We start from the raw sequence: 15,338 nt of genomic DNA, 5'->3' as shown, positions 1-15,338 counted from the left end.
ACCTACAGATATTGCGGAACCACACAAGACTTGTGCTCGATGTGGTGCGCGAATTCGTCGCGAAAATGCTTGAGGAAGCCACGGACGGGCATGGCGGCGGCGTCACCCAGGGCGCAGATGGTGCGGCCCATGATGTTGCCTGCCACGTTGTCCAGCATGTCCAGATCTTCCGGACGGCCGTGACCGTTTTCGATGCGGTGCACCATGCGGTAGAGCCAGCCGGTGCCTTCGCGGCACGGCGTGCACTGGCCGCAGCTTTCCTCGAAATAGAAATACGACAGGCGCAGCAGCGACTTCACCATGCAGCGCGTTTCGTCCATGACGATGACGGCGCCCGAACCCAGCATGGAACCCGCCTTGGCGATGGCGTCGTAGTCCATCGTGGTTTCCATCATGATGTCGGCCGGCAGCACCGGGGCGCTGGAGCCGCCGGGGATGACCGCCTTGAGCTTCTTGCCGCCGCGCATGCCGCCTGCCAGTTCCAGCAGGGTCGAGAACGGGGTGCCCAGCGGAATCTCGTAGTTGCCGGGACGTTCGACGTCGCCGGTGATCGAGAACAGCTTGGTGCCGCCGTTGTTGGGCTTGCCGACTTCGAGGTAGGCCTGGCCGCTGTTGCGGATGATCCAGGGCACCGCCGCGAAGGTTTCGGTGTTGTTGATGGTGGTGGGCTTGCCGTACAGGCCGAAGCTGGCGGGGAAAGGCGGCTTGAAGCGCGGCTGGCCTTTCTTGCCTTCCAGCGATTCGAGCAGCGCGGTTTCTTCGCCGCAGATGTAGGCGCCGTAGCCGTGGAAGGCGTGCAGCTGGAAGTTGAATTCCGAACCCAGGATCTTGTCGCCCAGGAAGCCGGCGGCGCGCGCCTCTTCGAGGGCCTCTTCGAAGCGCTCGTAGACTTCGAAGATTTCACCGTGGATGTAGTTGTAGCCGACGCTGATACCCATGGCGTAGGCGGCAATGGCCATGCCTTCGATCACGATGTGCGGGTTGAAGCGCAGGATGTCGCGATCCTTGAACGTGCCCGGTTCGCCTTCGTCGGAGTTGCAGACGAGGTACTTCTGGCCCGGGAAGGCGCGCGGCATGAAGCTCCACTTCAGGCCGGTCGGGAAGCCCGCGCCGCCGCGGCCGCGCAGGCCCGAGGCCTTGACTTCGGCGATCACGTCTTCCGGCTTCATGCCGGTGGTGAGGATCTTGCGCAGGGCTTCGTAGCCGCCGCGCTTGACGTAGTCGGCCAGGCGCCAGTTGGCGCCGTCGACGTCGGCCATGATCTGCGGCTTGATGTGCCGGCCGTGCAGGCACATCGAATTGGCCAGGTCGTTCAGCGGGTTGGGCTCGAGCCCTTGCGCGAACTGCTTGTAGATGTCGGGCGCGTTCATGCCGACTCTCCTTGCGCCTTGAGGGTCGCGACCAGCGCGTCCAGCTTCTCTTCGGTCATGCGCACGCACATATGCTTGTTGTTCACGATCAGCACGGGGGAATCGCCGCAAGCGCCCATGCATTCCCCCTCGACCAGGGTGAACTGGCCGTCGGCGGTGGTTTCGCGATAGTCCACGCCCAGCTTGCGCTTGAGGTAGTCGCCGGCGCGTTCGCCGTCGCGCAAGGCACAGGGCAAGTTCGTGCAGACGGCGATCTTGTTCTTGCCGACGGGCTTGACGTCGAACATGTTGTAGAAGGTGGCGACTTCCTGGACCGCGATGGGCGGGACGCCGATGTAGTTGGCCACATCTTCAATAATGTCGGTAGCCAACCAGCCCTTCTCTTCTTGCGCGATCGCAAGAGAGGCCATGATGGCGGACTGCCGCTGGTCGGCCGGGAACTTCGCGAGTTCTCGGTCGATTTTCTGGTAGGCCTGTTCGGAAAGCAGCATAGTTTGAATCCGGGTTATGCGGGCGTGCTCGTGACTGTCTGGGCGGATCAGCGATCGATCTCGCCGAAAACGATGTCTTGCGTACCAATGATGGTGACGGCGTCGGCGATCATGTGACCGCGCGACATTTCATCCAGCGCTTGCAGGTGGACGAAGCCGGGGGCCCGAATCTTCAGGCGGTACGGCTTGTTGGCGCCGTCCGACACCAGATAGATGCCGAACTCGCCCTTCGGGTGTTCCACCGAGGCAAACGCTTCACCGGGGGGCACGTGGAAACCTTCGGTGAAGAGCTTGAAGTGATGGATCAGCTCTTCCATGTTGGTCTTCATGGCGGTGCGCTTGGGCGGGGCGATCTTGTGATTCTCGATCATGACCGGACCCGGGTTGTTGCGCAGCCACTCCACGCACTGGCGGATGATGCGGTTGCTTTCACGCATTTCGGCGATACGGACCAGGTAGCGGTCGTAGCAGTCGCCGTTGACACCCACGGGGATGTCGAAATCGAGCAGGTCGTAGACTTCGTAGGGCTGCATCTTGCGCAGGTCCCAGGCCACGCCGGAACCGCGCAGCATCGGGCCGGTGAAGCCCAGCGCCTTGGCGCGTTCGGGATCGACCACGCCGATGCCCACCAGGCGCTGCTTCCAGATGCGGTTGTCGGTGAGCAGGGTTTCGTACTCGTCGACGCAGGCGGGGAAGCGGTTGGTGAAGTCTTCGATGAAGTCCAGCAGCGAACCGGAACGGGCGTCGTTCATGACGCGCATTTCCTTTTCGCCGCGGTATTTGCTGGTGTCGCCGTATTGCGGCATCGTGTCCGGCAGGTCGCGGTAGACGCCGCCCGGACGGTAGTACGCCGCGTGCATGCGCGCGCCCGAGACCGCTTCGTAGCAGTCCATCAGGTCTTCGCGTTCACGGAAGGCGTACAGGAACACGGCCATGGCGCCCACGTCCAGCGCGTGCGAGCCCAGCGACATCAGGTGGTTCAGGAGACGGGTGATCTCGTCGAACATCACGCGGATGTACTGCGCGCGCAGCGGGGCTTCGACACCCAGCAGCTTTTCGATGGCCATGACATAGGCGTGCTCGTTGCACATCATGGACACGTAGTCCAGGCGGTCCATGTAGGGCAGCGCCTGGATGTAGGTCTTGTGCTCGGCCAGCTTTTCGGTGGCGCGATGCAGCAGGCCGATGTGCGGGTCGGCGCGCTGGATGACTTCGCCGTCCAGCTCGAGCACCAGGCGCAGCACACCGTGCGCAGCCGGGTGCTGCGGGCCGAAGTTAAGCGTGTAGTTCTTGATTTCTGCCATGATTTAACGCCCCAAGCCGTAGGTGTCTTCGCGGACCACGCGCGGCGTGATCTCGCGCGGGTCGATCGTGACGGGCTGGTAAATGACGCGCCGTTGTTCCGGGTCGTAGCGCATTTCGACGGTGCCGGACAGCGGGAAGTCCTTGCGGAACGGGTGGCCGATGAAGCCGTAGTCGGTGAGGATGCGGCGCAGGTCGGGGTGGCCTTCGAAGACGATGCCGTACAGGTCGAAGGCTTCGCGCTCGAACCAGCCCACAGTGGGCCAGCAATCCATCAGCGAGGCAACGATGGGGAATTCGTCGTCGGCGGCCCAGGTACGCACGCGCAGGCGCCAGTTGTTCTCGATGGACAAGAGGTGCACGACGACCGCGAAACGGGCGCGGTGGACCTTGGCGTTGGCTTCCTCGGGCAGCTCGCGCGTGCCGTTGCCCCAGGTCAGGTAGTCGACGCCACAGAGGTCGATACAGGTTTCAAAGCGCAGGCCGGCTTCGGTGCGCAGCTTGTTGCAGACGGAGAACCACTGTTCCGCGGGCACTTCGAGCGTCAGCTCGCCCAACGCCTCGGTCAGCGCGATATCCGCGCCGAGGGTGGTCTGCAAATTGTTTTTCAGGGTTTCGAGCCTGGTCATCATCTTGTACGCTTAGGTGAACCGATACGCTGTTTCGAAGAGGCCTGCGGCGGCGTTGTGGCAGCCGCGGACCGGTACGAAGAATCAGCGCGCAATCGTGTTGGTCAGACGGATCTTGTTCTGCATCTGCAGCAAGCCGTAGACCAGCGCCTCGGCCGTGGGCGGGCAGCCCGGCACGTAGACGTCTACCGGTACGATGCGATCGCAGCCGCGCACCACGGAATACGAGTAGTGGTAGTAACCACCGCCATTGGCACAGGAGCCCATGGACACCACCCAGCGCGGCTCGGGCATCTGGTCATAGACCTTGCGCAGCGCCGGCGCCATCTTGTTGCACAGCGTGCCGGCGACGATCATCAGATCGGACTGGCGGGGGCTGGGACGGAAGATGATGCCGAACTGGTCCAGGTCGTAGCGGGCCGCGCCCGCGTGCATCATCTCGACCGCGCAACAGGCCAGGCCGAAGGTCATGGGCCACATCGAGCCCGTCTTCGCCCAGTTGAGGAACTTGTCGGCGCTGGTAGTGATGAACCCTTGCTTGAGAATGCCGTCTATAGCCATATTCGTCTCTGATAGCGTGCAGTGAAATGCAGTGAACAACCCGGCAGCGGGTTATTCCCAGTCCAGCGCGCCCTTTTTCCATTCGTAGATGAAGCCGACGGTCAACACGGCGAGGAAAACCATGACCGTCCAGAAGCCGACGAGCCCGACCGTACCTTGGGCGATGGCCCAGGGGAACAGGAACGCGATTTCCAGGTCGAAAAGAATGAACAGAATCGCCACGAGGTAGTAGCGCACGTCAAACTTCATGCGAGCGTCTTCGAAGGCTTCGAAGCCGCACTCATAGGGTGATAGCTTCTCGGCGTAAGGACGCCGCGGGCCAAGGAGGGAGCCGGCCGTCAGAAGCGCGAACCCGATAAGGGTGGCCACTACGATAAACAGCAGGACGGGGAAATACTGTTGCAGGTTCATTCAGGCGTCCGTCAAATGCGCAAACCTTAGGATTGTAGCATTCGCGCGGTTACTTCTGGCTGAACTCTGTAGCGGGAACAGCGGGTGAAAGACTGCATTCCTCTGATGGAACAATGGCAGTTTTCGGCGGAGGAAAACAAGCTTAACGCAAGCCACGCCCATACTGTCCGCACGCGCCGCAAAACGCCCGCACAGTGGCCGCAAAATCCCATTTGAAAATAAAAAAAGCCACCTCGAAAGGTGGCTTCATATGAGCGGGCCGAAGCCCGCTCATGCACTGCGAATCGAGGCAGGACTTGCGCCCTGCTTTCGATTAGAAGCGGTGACGGATGCCGACGCCGACAGCGGTCGACTTCAGGCCGTCGATGAAGGCGTAGTTCTTGGCATACGAACCGTACGTGTACAGGTTGGTACGCTTGGACAGGTCGTACGTGTAGCCCAGGTTGAACACGTTCATCGTAGCGTCGTCGCCGGTCAGCTGCGTGCCGCTGGCCGAAACGCGCTGCCACGAACCGAACAGGCTCGAAGCGCCGCCGATCGGGGCCGACAGGCCGACCAGGTACGAGTTGGCCTTGAAGCCATCAGCGAAGGCGTTGGTGCCGAAGCCGACGGTGCCGGCCGAGGTCTTGACGTCTTGGCTACCGAACCAGCCGTCGGTCGTGCGAGCGTAGGCCAGAGCCAGCTTCACAACTTCGAAGTCGTACGAACCGCCGATGGTGTATTGACGCGGGGTGGCGTCAACTTGACCTTGGGTCAGCTTGTTCGAGGCGTTCAGTTGGTCGAACGACAGAGCGACGTTCAGCGGGCCGTTGACGTAACGCAGGCCGGTCGTGATGGCGCGGGTGTTGTCGGCGGTCTTGAAGCCGGTTTGAGCGGTGTTGGTGTCGTTGGCGTTGAACGAGTAACCGATACCGAACTGGAAGCCGCTGAACGACGGGGTTTGGTACAGGACCATGTTGTCGTAGCGGACGGTGTTCGTGGCGCTCAGGCCCATACCGATGTTAGCTTGGCCGAAACCAGCGCCGAACGGGTCGATCGAGCCGAAGTACTTCGACGCGATGTTGGTTTGGCGACCGAAGTCCAGTTGACCCCAGCTGTCGCTGGCCAGACCGACGGTGGCTTGACGACCGAACAGACGGCCGCTTTGGGCCGACGTGCCGTTACCCGAATCAAAGCCCGATTCCAGTTGGAAAACAGCGCGCAGGCCGTCACCCAGATCTTCCGAACCACGCAGACCCCAGCGCGAACCGTTCTGGACGCCGTTGATCATGCCGAACTTGCTACCGTTCTGAGCGTCGGTACCACCGCTGATCTTGTTGTAGCCGAGGCCCGTGTCGATGATGCCGTACAGGGTGACAGACGTTTCTGCCTGGGCGACACCGGCGAAACCGGCGAGCAGGGCGGCAGCGAGCAGAGTCTTTTTCATTTAAGAAATCTCCGTTGATTTGAGTGACAAGAGCAGCAATCCAGCAAACCAGCCTGCCGCCCCCCTAACTCCGCGAAGGGAAGTTGACGCTATTGCATCAAAAATCAGGGGGGCTGGCTATGGTCCGGGTCAGAAAAGTGCAGGTTTGCGACAGCCCTGTTGGGATATTGCAACATCGCGCCAATGGCACTAGGGCTAACCCGGCGTTTTGCAAACGACCACGTATCCATGCGACTTTCAGCCCTGGCCCTAATAAATGAGCCGCATCGAGGGCGTTTCTTTCAGGCGCCTTTCCCATCCCGCAAGACCCGTCGACCTGCGTTTGCCCGAGCCGCCCTCGAGGATTGGGTCCGATCTTTCGCGTCAGTTTCAATAACGTTGTTATATAAATAAATCATCGATATTATTTGAGAACACCGAGATACCCCAATGGCCCACCGCGGCTCCCTGGAAACATGCCCACCCCGACTCAACGCGCCGACCGCAATGAACGCCTGAGCGCCCTGCGCCGCCAGATGATCCTGGACGCCGCGCAACGCGTGTTCGAGCGCGACGGCCTGGAAAAGACCACGCTGCGCGCGATCGCCAAGGAGGCGGGGTGCACCACAGGCGCGATCTACCCCTGGTTCGGCGGCAAGGAGATCCTGTACGGCGCCCTGCTCGACGAATCCCTGCAGCGGCTGCACGCGCACCTGGCGGCGGCGACTGCGGGCGGCGAGGCGGCCATGGCCGCGCGCCGGGCGATCCAGGCCTTCTTTGGCTACTACGCCGAACGCCGCACCGATTTCTCCCTGGGCCTGTACCTGTTCCAGGGACTGGGGCCGCGCGGCCTGGGCCGCGACATGGACGAACAGCTCAACGGCCGGTTGCGCCAATGCGTGGACCTGGTGGGTGTCGCCCTGGGGCGGACCAAGGCCTGGCCCCCGGAAACCGTGCTGGCCGAGCAGATGAATGTCTTCACCTATCTCATCGGCCTGTTGCTGCTGCTGCACACCCATCGCCTGAAATCCCTGGGCCAGCGGGCCGACGTCCTCCTGGATCACTACTGCAACGCGCTGGAACAACGATGACCGCCACCACCCTGCCCTGCGCCGATGCCGAGGCGCCGCTGATCAGCCTGGCCGACTTTCGCCTGCTGCTGGCCGAACAACACCCTTTTTCACTGCTGCTGGGCATCGAGGTGCAGCAGATCGGCCGCGGCACCGCGCTGGCGGTGCTGCCTGCCCGCGACAGCCACCAGCGGCTGGGCGGCATCGTGGCCGGGCCCATGCTGATGGGGCTGGCGGACCTGGCCATGTACGCGGCGGTGGTCGGCGCCACCGGGCAGGCCCACGCCGTGACGGCTAGCCTGACAATCAATTTCCTGCGCAAGAGCCCGGCCGGGGCGATTCATGCCGATGCGCGGCTGCTGAAGGTGGGCCGGTTGTCGGCGGGCGAGGTCATCCTGACCGCCGCCGGGTCGGACGAGCCGCTGGCGCATATCGTCAGCACCTGGTCGGTGCCCAAGCCATGAGCCCGCGGATCAGCATCGTGGGCATGGGCCGCACCGGCACGCTGGCGGCACGGCGGCTGCTGGCGGCCGAGCCCGACATCGCCCTGACGGTCTATGACATCGATCCGGACCGCTGCGAAGACTTTCGGGGCAGCGCCACCTTGGCGACCTCGGCGCGCGAGGCGCTGGCCGAATCGGACACCATCGTGCTGGCGCTGCCGCGCGAACGCGAGATCGACCGCACGCTGGAACGCTTCAGCGACGGCGAGGTGACGGCGCAGGTGGCGGGCAAGCTGATCGTGGACCTGGAACCGCCGCCCCCGGAGCGGGCGCGCCGGCTGGACCAGGCGATTGCCACGGCCGGCGGGCGCTATGCCTGCGCACCGCTGCGCCCGGCCTCTGCCGGCGAGCCGCAGGCGCGGTTACTGAATGCCCTGATCCTGCCGCGATGAGCGGCCCAGGCGCTCGGCCGCGGCCGCGCAGAGCGCCAGCCAGGCGAAACTGATGGCAAAGCCGGCGGCGACGTCGCTGGCGAAATGCACCTGCAGCAGGATGCGGCTGAGCCCGATCGCCATGACCAGCGCGGCGGCCAGGGCCACCCCGGGCAGGCGCCACGGCCGGGGCGCCAGGCGCCAGGCCAGATAGCAGGCCGCGCCGTACACCGCCATGGCGGCCGAGGCGTGGCCGCTGGGAAAGCTCCACCCCACCGCGGTGGCGAACCCGTGGTCGTGCTCGGGCCGGACGCGTTCAAAGCCATGCTTGAGCAACCAGTTGAGCGCGCCGCCCCCGCCGGTGGCGGCCGCGCAGAAGGCGGCCAGCAGCCATTGCCGCCGCAGCAGCAGCGTGGCGGTCATGGCCGCGGCGATGACGGTCAGGAAATCGCGATCGCCCAGGGTGGTGAACCACGACAGCAGCCACAACAGCGAATCGGACAGCGACATGCTGAGCGCAGACGCCAGGGCGCTGTCGAACTCGACCACGCCGCCCGGCCGGGTGACCGCGGCGGCCAGGGACAGGAAGGCTGCACAAGCCAGCCCCACGACACCGGCAAAGCCGGCCAGGCGGGCGGATGGACTGGCCAGCACATAAGCGCGGGCCAGCGCCACTGCCAAGGCCGCCGACACCAGCGGCAACAGGATCAAGAGGAGCAGCGCGTGAGAGGCGACCCACTCGGCATAGGCGGCGGTCATCGTACCCCCGCTATCCCGACACCAGGGTCTTGTCGACCGCGGCGAAGGCGTGGGTGGCGGCGGCGTAGTCCCAGCGCTCGACGTGGCAGACCTGCCCCTCGCCAGAGGGTTCGCGCGTGATGAGGTTGACCGAATTGGGGATGCTGCCGCGCACCCGGCGCGAGCAGGTGGTGCCGGCCTGCACCACCCAGCCGGCCGCGAGCGCCGGGTCTGCACTGGCCGGCAGCACGTAAGGCAGGTGGATGTGGCCGCCCAGGATCAGGTCGATGCCGGCCTGGGCCCAGGCCGCGAGCGCGCGTTCGCGGCCGAACAGCAGATTGTGGCGGTCGGACTCGACCTTGGCGCGCACCGGGTGGTGCGCCACCACGACCCGCAACTGGCCCGGCCTGGCCTGGCGCAGGCGCTGCGCCACCCGGGCGATCTGCGTATCGGAGATCTCGCCATCCTTGTGGCGCCGCGGCCGGGTCGTGTTGACGCCGATGGCCAGCAAGCCGGCGTTCTCGAAGACGGGTTCGAGCACGGCGCCCAGCGCCCGCTTGTAGTTGCCGTAGGGATTGAGCGCCCGGGCAAAGACGTTGTAGAGCGGAATGTCGTGGTTGCCCGGCACGGCCAGCACCGGCAGCGACAGGCGCTCGATGAACTTGCGGGCGGCGGCGAACTGGCCGCGGCGGGCGCGCTGGGTGATGTCGCCGCTGATGACGACCAGGTCCGGGGCCAGCGACCGGGCCAGGTCCAGCGCGGCCTCGACCACCGGTTTGCGCTCGGTGCCGAAGTGGGTGTCGGAGAACTGCAGGATGCGCGTCATGAGCGCGCTCCGGCGTCCGCGTCCGCCGGCACCACCAGCGGCAAGGGATGCTCGGACACCTTGAATTCGAGCGGGGTGTCCATCCAGGAAATCTCACCGTCCATCGCGACCTTGACCCGATGGCGTCCGCGGATGGCCACGGTGAGACGGTCGAAGGCGAAGCTGATGACGTGTTCGGCGTCACCCAGGCGGCTGAAGAGGCCACGCAGCAGCAGGCCGTACAGCGCCAGCGTGCCCACCGGCCGCGCAGCCATGGCGACCAGGCGGTTGCGGTCGAGCTCGGAGGGGTCGATGCCGATGTGTTCGAGTTGCAGGCGGTTGTTGCCCACCACCAGCGTCGGCGAGCGCAGGTCGCGCGCGCGGCCTTCGTATTCGAGCCGCAGGCTGAGCTGGCGCGGGGCGCGCAGCAGGGTCACCAGGCCGGACCACAGGGCCACCAGGCGGCTGCGGCCAAAGCGCTGCTTGTAGGCCTCGCGGTCTTCGAGCAATTGCGGATACAGGCCCAGGCTGGCGTTGACCAGGAAGAGGCGGCCATTGAGCATGCCCACCTGCACTGGCCGCAGCTCGCCGGCCAAGAGACTGCGCAGCGCGGGCTCAGTGTCTTGCGAGATGCCGTAGCGGCGGCCGAAGTAGTTGAAGGTGCCCTGCGGCAGGATGCCGAACGGCACGCCCTGCCCCACCACCCGGCTGGCGACCGCATTGAGCGTGCCGTCGCCGCCGGCGGCCACCACGATGCCTTGCGACTCGCGGGCGTTGGCCACGGCCGCCTGCGCGGTCTCGGTCAGCCGCGACGGGTCGTCGACGGGCATCAGCTGGTAGGGGCGGCCGGCCTCGTCGAGCACGCGGCGGATGGTGTCCTGCAACACTTGCGCGTCGCCGCGCCCGGAGCCGGTATTCAGGACGATGAAGAGAGGTTCTTGTCCCGTCAGGGGACGAGCCCCTGTCACCGGGTTCTGCTGGTTTGGCGTCATGGGCAAAAGATAGCCCATGGCGGCAAATCGCCGCAACCGCGGCGGCTCGCGCGGCAGCGCAAGCCGCCGCGCGGCACGATAGCCTGAAGGCCTAGCGGCCGACGGCGTAGGCCTGCATCAGGCGCGGCGTGGCCGCGGCGTGCAGCAGGCCGTCGGCGTCGCGCGAGGCGGCGGTCAGGCGGCCGACCGACCATTGCGGCACTTCCTCGATCTGGTGCCCGCGCGCACGCAGGGCCTCGATGGTGTCGACGCCGAAACCGCTTTCGACGGCCAGGTGGCCCGGCTTGCGGTCGCGCGGATAGAACGACGACGGGAAGTGCATGGTGTGCGACATGGGCAGGTCGATGGCTTCCTGCAGGTTCAAGCCATGGTGCACGTGGCGCAGGAAGAACAGCAGTTGCCATTGTTCCTGCTGGTCGCCGCCCGGGGTGCCGAAGGCCAGGTAGGGCCGGCCGTCGCGCAAGGCCAGGGACGGGGTGAGCGTGGTGCGCGGGCGCTTGCCGGGCGCCAGCGTGCCGGGCAGGCCTTCTTCCAGCCAGAACATCTGGGCGCGGGTGTTCAGGCCGAAGCCCAGTTCCGGAATGACCGGCGAAGACTGGAACCAGCCGCCCGACGGCGTGGCCGAGATCATGTTGCCCCAGCGGTCGATGACGTCCACGTGGGTGGTGTCGCCGCGCTTGACCGAGGCGCGCATGTCGGCCAGGGTCGGCTCGTTGGTGACGCTGCCGGGCGCCGAGACCTTGGACAGGCGTTGCAGGGTGTCCATGACGCGGGCGACCTGGGCCTCGAAGCCGGGAATCAGGCCGGGCTGCAGTTCGTGCGAGGCCTGCTCGCCGATCAGGGCGCGGCGCGCGGCGTTGTAGTCGTCGGACAGCAACTGGTCCAGCGGCACGTCGACGAAGGCGGGATCGCCGTAGTAGGCCTCGCGGTCGGCGAAGGCCAGCTTCATGGCCTCGGTGACCCGGTGCACGAATTCGGCGCTGTTCGGCCCGACGCCGGCCAGGTCCATTTCTTTGAGCAGCGCCAGCGTTTGCAGGAACACCGGCCCCTGGCTCCAGGCGCCGGCCTTGGCGACGGTGTAGCCGTGGTAATCGTAGGTGGCGGGCTTGTCGTAGCTGGCCGACCAGCCGGCCAGGTCGTCGGCGGTGATGACGCCGCGATGGCGTTCGCCGCTTTCGTCCATGACCTCGTTGCCGCGGGCGAACCGGTCGATGGCCTCGGCCACGAAGCCGCGGTAGAACGCGTCGCGGGCAGCCTCGATCTGGCGCTCGCGGTCGCCGCCGGCCTGTTCGGCGGCGTGCAGCACGCGGGTCCAGGTGCGGGCCAGCGCAGGGTTGCGGAACAGCTTGCGGGCCTCGGGCACGTTGCCGCCGGGCACGTAGATCTCGGCGGTGGTGGGCCAGTGGGTCTGGAAGAAGTCCTTCAGGCCGGCGATGGTGTTGGAGATGCGCGGCATCAGCGCATGGCCGTGCTCGGCGTAATAGATGGCGGGTTCGAGCACGTCGCGCACCCGCATGGTGCCGTGGTCGCGCAACAGCTGCATCCAGGCGTCGAACGCGCCGGGAATGACGGTGGCCAGGAGGCCGTTGCCGGGGATGAGTTTCAGACCTTCGGCGCGGTAGCGGTCCAGCGTGGCGCCGGCCGGCGTGGTGCCCTGGCCGCACAGCACTTCCAGCTTCTGCGTGCGGGCGGAATAGAACACCGCGGGCACTTCGCCGGCCGGGCCGACCAGGTGGGGTTCCACCACTTGCAGCACGAAGGCCGAGGCGACACAGGCATCGAAGGCGTTGCCGCCGCGTTCCAGCAGCGACATGCCGGCCGAGCTGGCCAGCCAGTGGGTAGAGGTCACGACACCGAAGGTGCCGAGGATTTCCGGGCGAGTCGTAAACATGGTGCGATCCTGTTGCGGACGGCGGGAAGCCGGTGGCCGCAGCAATAAGTAAAAACGGGACCCGTTTGCCGGGTCCCGCGATCAGGGCTTATTTCTTGGCGAGGCTGACGCCCTTCAGGCGGATCAGGCCATCGGGGTACGGCACGAAGCCGTCCAGCTTCTTCTGCGCGCCGAAGGTCCAGGGCAGGTAGAACAGGTAGACGATCGGACGCTGGTCCTGCATGACCGACAGCACCTTGTCGTACATGGCGCGGCGCTTGGCCGTGTCGGGTTCGGCGCGGGCATCATTGAGCAGCTTGTCGGTTTCCGCGTCGCAGAACTTGCCGTCGTTCAGGTTGCCCTTGCAGCTGAGGTACTGGTGGATGTTGCCGCTGGGGTCGACCCGGCCGGACCAGCCGCTCTGGCCCACTTCGAAGTCGCCGCGGGCCAGCGACGATTGCAGCGAAGCGAATTCGACCGGACGCAGGGTGATGTCGAAGCCGGCTTCGGCGCCCATGGCCTGCACCAGTTCGAACACCTGCTGCATGGTGGTGTTGTTGCCGAAGGTGATCTCGAACTTGACGCGGTCAAAGCCCGCTTCCTTCAAGAGCGCCTGGGCCTTCTTGGGATCGCGGCCGCTGTGCTCGAACGACTTGTTGTAGGCAAAGCTGGCCGGCGGGAACGGCTGGTAGGCCGGCTGGTACTGGCCTTCGCCGATGACCTGGTTGAGCACGTCGCGGTCGATGGCCAGGTCCAGCGCCTGGCGCACGCGCTTGTCTTTGGCCAGCGGGTTGTTGGCGCGCGCGCCGTTGCCCAGGTTGACGGAAATCGACTGGAAGCCCAGGCCCGTGACCGGCGCCAGGCGCAGGTTGGGGTCGTCCTTGACGGCCTTGGCGTCGCTGGGGGCCACGCGCTCGATGATGTCCAGGTCGCCGGCGCGCAGGTTGTTCAGGCGCACGGTGTTGTCGGGAATCGGCGTGAAGACGACGCGGTCAAAGTGATAGTTGCCGGCGTCCCAGTACTTGGGGAATTTCTCGAGCACGATGCGGTCGTTCTGGACCCGTTCCTTGAACTGGTAGGGGCCCGAGCACACCGGCTTGCCGCCGGGGTCTTTGTCGAACGAGGCCGGCGAGATCATCATGCCGGCGCGGTCCGACAGCTGCGACAGCAGCGAGGCGTCGGGTTCGGCCAGGTGCAGCACCACGGTCTCGGCGTCCGGTGCATCGACGCTGGCCACGGTGGCCAGTTCGCTCTTGCGGTTGCTGTCGGGCAGCGTGCGGGCGCGATCCAGGTTGGCCTTGACCGCGGCGGCGTTGACCGGGGTGCCGTCATGGAACACGGCGTCGGTGCGCAGCTTGAAGGTCAGCGTCTTGTTGTCGGGGCTGGTGGACCAGGACTGCGCCAGCTGCGGCACGAACTTCAGGTCCGGGGTGATGTCGACCAGCTTGTCGCACAGCGAGGCGAACACGATACGGCCCACGAAAGTGCGGGCGCGCACCGGGTCGAGCACGTCCGGATCGTCTTGCAGGCCGATACGCAGGGTGGACTGGGCGTGCGCCAATCCGCTGGCCAGCATTCCCGCCATGGCCATGGCGAGGCAAAGTTTACGCATGAATGATCTCCGTCGATTCAGGGGGTCGGCTTCCCTGCCCGCCAGCGGCGCGCCGCCCGGCAATGAGGGAACAGACCCTGAGCCGTGCTGCATCGCCGGGCCCATCCCCCCGTTGCGCACGTTCTTGTTGGATTCTGCGCCAGGCGCGCGGCGATTGTATAGAGCGGCGGCTGTCGAAGGCCTAAATGGCCTGCCCGGCGACCGCCTTGCGGACGCCCCCGCCTGCGAAACGCCCCGCTCCGAAGGCGGGCGCCGTCACGGCAGCCGGCAAGGCGCCGAGAAATCCACGGCCGCCAGCACCGATTCCCGCAGCCGGGCGACCAGCGGGCGGGTATCGTCGCGCCGGTTCTGGAAGGAATACGGCAGCGCGGCCGGTTCCGGGTCGCCTTGCAGCACGGTGAGGCTGCCTTCGGCCTGCAGCGCCTGGGCCCAATGACTGGGCAGCAGCCCGACGCCGGTGCCCTCGATCAAGAGACCCGCGATGGCGCCCCAGTTGTTGCACGAGAGCCGCTGGCCGGCGATGTCGCGCCCGGCCAGCCAGTCGTCGATGATGCGGGTGGTGCCCGCGCCTTCGGGCAGGGTCACCAGCGGCAGGCGTGCCAGCAGCGCGGGCGACATGCAGGTTTCGCCGTCCAGCACCGCCGGGGCGGCGGCCCACGAGAACGCGGCCTGGCCGATGGGCGACGAGGCGATGTTGGCCCGCGACGAGCGCCCGGCGATGACCGCGAAATCCAGTTCGCCGTCGGCGACCCGCTGCTCCAGCACCTGGCCGATGTCCACGTAGGGTTCCAGCACCAGGTCGGGGTAGGCGGCGCGCACCACGCCGATCAGGCGCGGCAGCCAGGTCAGCGCGGTCAATTCGCCGACGCCGAAGCGGCAACGGCCGCGCAGGCCGGGCGTTTCGGCCAGGGATGCGCGGATCTGGTCGGCCGCGGCCAGCAGTTCGCGCGCCTGCGGCACCAGCCGCTGGCCCGCATCGGTGAGCACGGCCTTGTGGCCGCTGCGGTCGAACAGCGGTTGACCCAGCGCTTCTTCAAGCTCGGTGATGCGCTTGGACAGCGACGACACCGACAGGTGCAGGCGCTCGGCCGCCACGGCGAAACTGGCGCAGGTGGCGGCCCAATAGAAGGCTTCGAGTTGCTTGAGGGTCATGCCCGGATTGTAGGGGCGCGGCCCGGCGCCGGGCGATCCCGACGCGGCCGGTGGCC

At 66.2% G+C, this 15,338-nt stretch carries 16 protein-coding genes; 3 read left to right on the top strand and 13 right to left on the bottom strand.

Annotated elements, in window-relative coordinates:
* Window positions 1-2: 2 nt before the first annotated feature.
* The 7 genes from nuoF to U858_RS0110185 all read right to left on the bottom strand — a co-directional run bounded on the left by nuoF (window position 3) and on the right by U858_RS0110185 (window position 6,190).
* The gene (nuoF, locus tag U858_RS0110215; RefSeq protein WP_025137060.1) at window positions 3-1,370 is read right to left on the bottom strand and encodes an NADH-quinone oxidoreductase subunit NuoF; all 1,368 of its coding nucleotides are present in this window, start codon (window positions 1,368-1,370) and stop codon (window positions 3-5) included.
* Window positions 1,367-1,861 carry an NADH-quinone oxidoreductase subunit NuoE gene (gene nuoE, locus U858_RS0110210; RefSeq protein WP_025137059.1) on the bottom strand — a complete coding sequence of 165 codons (495 nt, stop codon included), beginning with the start codon at window positions 1,859-1,861 and terminating at the stop codon, window positions 1,367-1,369. Before nuoE ends, nuoF begins: the two co-directional genes overlap by 4 nt.
* A 47-nt stretch (window positions 1,862-1,908) precedes the next feature.
* A complete protein-coding gene (locus U858_RS0110205; RefSeq protein ID WP_025137058.1) occupies window positions 1,909-3,165 on the bottom strand; it encodes an NADH-quinone oxidoreductase subunit D in 1,257 nt (418 codons plus the stop codon).
* 3 nt (window positions 3,166-3,168) lie between these two features.
* On the bottom strand, window positions 3,169-3,795 hold the full coding sequence (locus U858_RS0110200) for an NADH-quinone oxidoreductase subunit C (protein ID WP_025137057.1): 627 nt from the start codon (window positions 3,793-3,795) through the stop codon (window positions 3,169-3,171).
* An 81-nt stretch (window positions 3,796-3,876) separates the two neighbouring features.
* Window positions 3,877-4,353 (bottom strand): NADH-quinone oxidoreductase subunit B family protein, encoded by a 477-nt coding sequence (locus U858_RS0110195; RefSeq protein ID WP_006217960.1) that lies wholly within the window; start codon window positions 4,351-4,353, stop codon window positions 3,877-3,879.
* Between the two features lie 51 nt (window positions 4,354-4,404).
* On the bottom strand, window positions 4,405-4,764 hold the full coding sequence (locus U858_RS0110190) for an NADH-quinone oxidoreductase subunit A (RefSeq protein WP_006217959.1): 360 nt from the start codon (window positions 4,762-4,764) through the stop codon (window positions 4,405-4,407).
* A gap of 313 nt (window positions 4,765-5,077) precedes the next feature.
* Window positions 5,078-6,190 carry a porin gene (locus U858_RS0110185; protein WP_025137056.1) on the bottom strand — a complete coding sequence of 371 codons (1,113 nt, stop codon included), beginning with the start codon at window positions 6,188-6,190 and terminating at the stop codon, window positions 5,078-5,080.
* Window positions 6,191-6,645: 455 nt separating this feature from the next.
* On the opposite strand from U858_RS0110185, the gene U858_RS0110180 reads away from it, so the two are divergent.
* The 3 genes from U858_RS0110180 to U858_RS0110170 are packed head-to-tail and all read left to right on the top strand — an operon-like array spanning window position 6,646 to window position 8,134.
* Complete coding sequence (locus tag U858_RS0110180) at window positions 6,646-7,260, top strand: TetR/AcrR family transcriptional regulator (RefSeq protein WP_025137055.1); 615 nt, start codon at window positions 6,646-6,648, stop codon at window positions 7,258-7,260.
* Window positions 7,257-7,703 carry a PaaI family thioesterase gene (locus tag U858_RS0110175; RefSeq protein ID WP_029953715.1) on the top strand — a complete coding sequence of 149 codons (447 nt, stop codon included), beginning with the start codon at window positions 7,257-7,259 and terminating at the stop codon, window positions 7,701-7,703. The genes U858_RS0110180 and U858_RS0110175 overlap by 4 nt, the downstream gene beginning before the upstream one ends.
* Window positions 7,700-8,134, top strand: a complete 435-nt coding sequence (locus U858_RS0110170; protein ID WP_025137053.1) for an NAD(P)-binding domain-containing protein — start codon at window positions 7,700-7,702, stop codon at window positions 8,132-8,134. The genes U858_RS0110175 and U858_RS0110170 overlap by 4 nt, the downstream gene beginning before the upstream one ends.
* Here U858_RS0110170 and U858_RS0110165 read toward each other — a convergent pair.
* The 6 genes from U858_RS0110165 to U858_RS0110140 all read right to left on the bottom strand — a co-directional run bounded on the left by U858_RS0110165 (window position 8,105) and on the right by U858_RS0110140 (window position 15,282).
* On the bottom strand, window positions 8,105-8,872 hold the full coding sequence (locus U858_RS0110165) for a phosphatase PAP2 family protein (RefSeq protein ID WP_025137052.1): 768 nt from the start codon (window positions 8,870-8,872) through the stop codon (window positions 8,105-8,107). The two genes, U858_RS0110170 and U858_RS0110165, sit on opposite strands and share 30 nt — an antisense overlap.
* A 10-nt stretch (window positions 8,873-8,882) precedes the next feature.
* On the bottom strand, window positions 8,883-9,677 hold the full coding sequence (locus tag U858_RS0110160) for a metallophosphoesterase (protein ID WP_025137051.1): 795 nt from the start codon (window positions 9,675-9,677) through the stop codon (window positions 8,883-8,885).
* Window positions 9,674-10,666 carry a diacylglycerol kinase family protein gene (locus U858_RS0110155; RefSeq protein WP_025137050.1) on the bottom strand — a complete coding sequence of 331 codons (993 nt, stop codon included), beginning with the start codon at window positions 10,664-10,666 and terminating at the stop codon, window positions 9,674-9,676. The genes U858_RS0110160 and U858_RS0110155 overlap by 4 nt, the downstream gene beginning before the upstream one ends.
* Before the next feature lie 73 nt (window positions 10,667-10,739).
* Entirely contained in the window at window positions 10,740-12,539 is a 1,800-nt protein-coding gene (locus tag U858_RS0110150; protein WP_025137049.1) for a gamma-glutamyltransferase family protein, read from the bottom strand.
* An 88-nt stretch (window positions 12,540-12,627) separates the two neighbouring features.
* Window positions 12,628-14,130, bottom strand: a complete 1,503-nt coding sequence (locus U858_RS0110145; protein WP_025137048.1) for an ABC transporter substrate-binding protein — start codon at window positions 14,128-14,130, stop codon at window positions 12,628-12,630.
* A gap of 255 nt (window positions 14,131-14,385) precedes the next feature.
* Complete coding sequence (locus U858_RS0110140; protein ID WP_025137047.1) at window positions 14,386-15,282, bottom strand: LysR family transcriptional regulator; 897 nt, start codon at window positions 15,280-15,282, stop codon at window positions 14,386-14,388.
* Window positions 15,283-15,338: the final 56 nt, after the last annotated feature.

The sequence above is a fragment of the Achromobacter sp. DH1f genome (genome assembly GCF_000633435.1).
Taxonomy (GTDB): domain Bacteria; phylum Pseudomonadota; class Gammaproteobacteria; order Burkholderiales; family Burkholderiaceae_B; genus Achromobacter; species Achromobacter deleyi.
The sequence above is the reverse complement of the archived record's forward strand: the minus strand, read 5'-3'. Positions and strand labels throughout refer to the sequence as shown.

Bases quoted from the DNA above. Each gene is read 5' to 3' on its own strand.
- U858_RS0110145 (WP_025137048.1), bottom strand. From the start codon at position 14,130: ATGCGTAAACTTTGCCTCGCCATGGCCATGGCGGGAATGCTGGCCAGC.
- U858_RS0110185 (WP_025137056.1), bottom strand. From the start codon at position 6,190: ATGAAAAAGACTCTGCTCGCTGCCGCCCTGCTCGCCGGTTTCGCCGGT.
- U858_RS0110200 (WP_025137057.1), bottom strand. From the start codon at position 3,795: ATGATGACCAGGCTCGAAACCCTGAAAAACAATTTGCAGACCACCCTC.
- U858_RS0110205 (WP_025137058.1), bottom strand. From the start codon at position 3,165: ATGGCAGAAATCAAGAACTACACGCTTAACTTCGGCCCGCAGCACCCG.
- U858_RS0110150 (WP_025137049.1), bottom strand. From the start codon at position 12,539: ATGTTTACGACTCGCCCGGAAATCCTCGGCACCTTCGGTGTCGTGACC.
- U858_RS0110160 (WP_025137051.1), bottom strand. From the start codon at position 9,677: ATGACGCGCATCCTGCAGTTCTCCGACACCCACTTCGGCACCGAGCGC.
- U858_RS0110190 (WP_006217959.1), bottom strand. From the start codon at position 4,764: ATGAACCTGCAACAGTATTTCCCCGTCCTGCTGTTTATCGTAGTGGCC.
- U858_RS0110140 (WP_025137047.1), bottom strand. From the start codon at position 15,282: ATGACCCTCAAGCAACTCGAAGCCTTCTATTGGGCCGCCACCTGCGCC.
- nuoE (WP_025137059.1), bottom strand. From the start codon at position 1,861: ATGCTGCTTTCCGAACAGGCCTACCAGAAAATCGACCGAGAACTCGCG.
- U858_RS0110175 (WP_029953715.1), top strand. From the start codon at position 7,257: ATGACCGCCACCACCCTGCCCTGCGCCGATGCCGAGGCGCCGCTGATC.
- U858_RS0110180 (WP_025137055.1), top strand. From the start codon at position 6,646: ATGCCCACCCCGACTCAACGCGCCGACCGCAATGAACGCCTGAGCGCC.
- U858_RS0110155 (WP_025137050.1), bottom strand. From the start codon at position 10,666: ATGGGCTATCTTTTGCCCATGACGCCAAACCAGCAGAACCCGGTGACA.
- nuoF (WP_025137060.1), bottom strand. From the start codon at position 1,370: ATGAACGCGCCCGACATCTACAAGCAGTTCGCGCAAGGGCTCGAGCCC.
- U858_RS0110170 (WP_025137053.1), top strand. From the start codon at position 7,700: ATGAGCCCGCGGATCAGCATCGTGGGCATGGGCCGCACCGGCACGCTG.
- U858_RS0110195 (WP_006217960.1), bottom strand. From the start codon at position 4,353: ATGGCTATAGACGGCATTCTCAAGCAAGGGTTCATCACTACCAGCGCC.
- U858_RS0110165 (WP_025137052.1), bottom strand. From the start codon at position 8,872: ATGACCGCCGCCTATGCCGAGTGGGTCGCCTCTCACGCGCTGCTCCTC.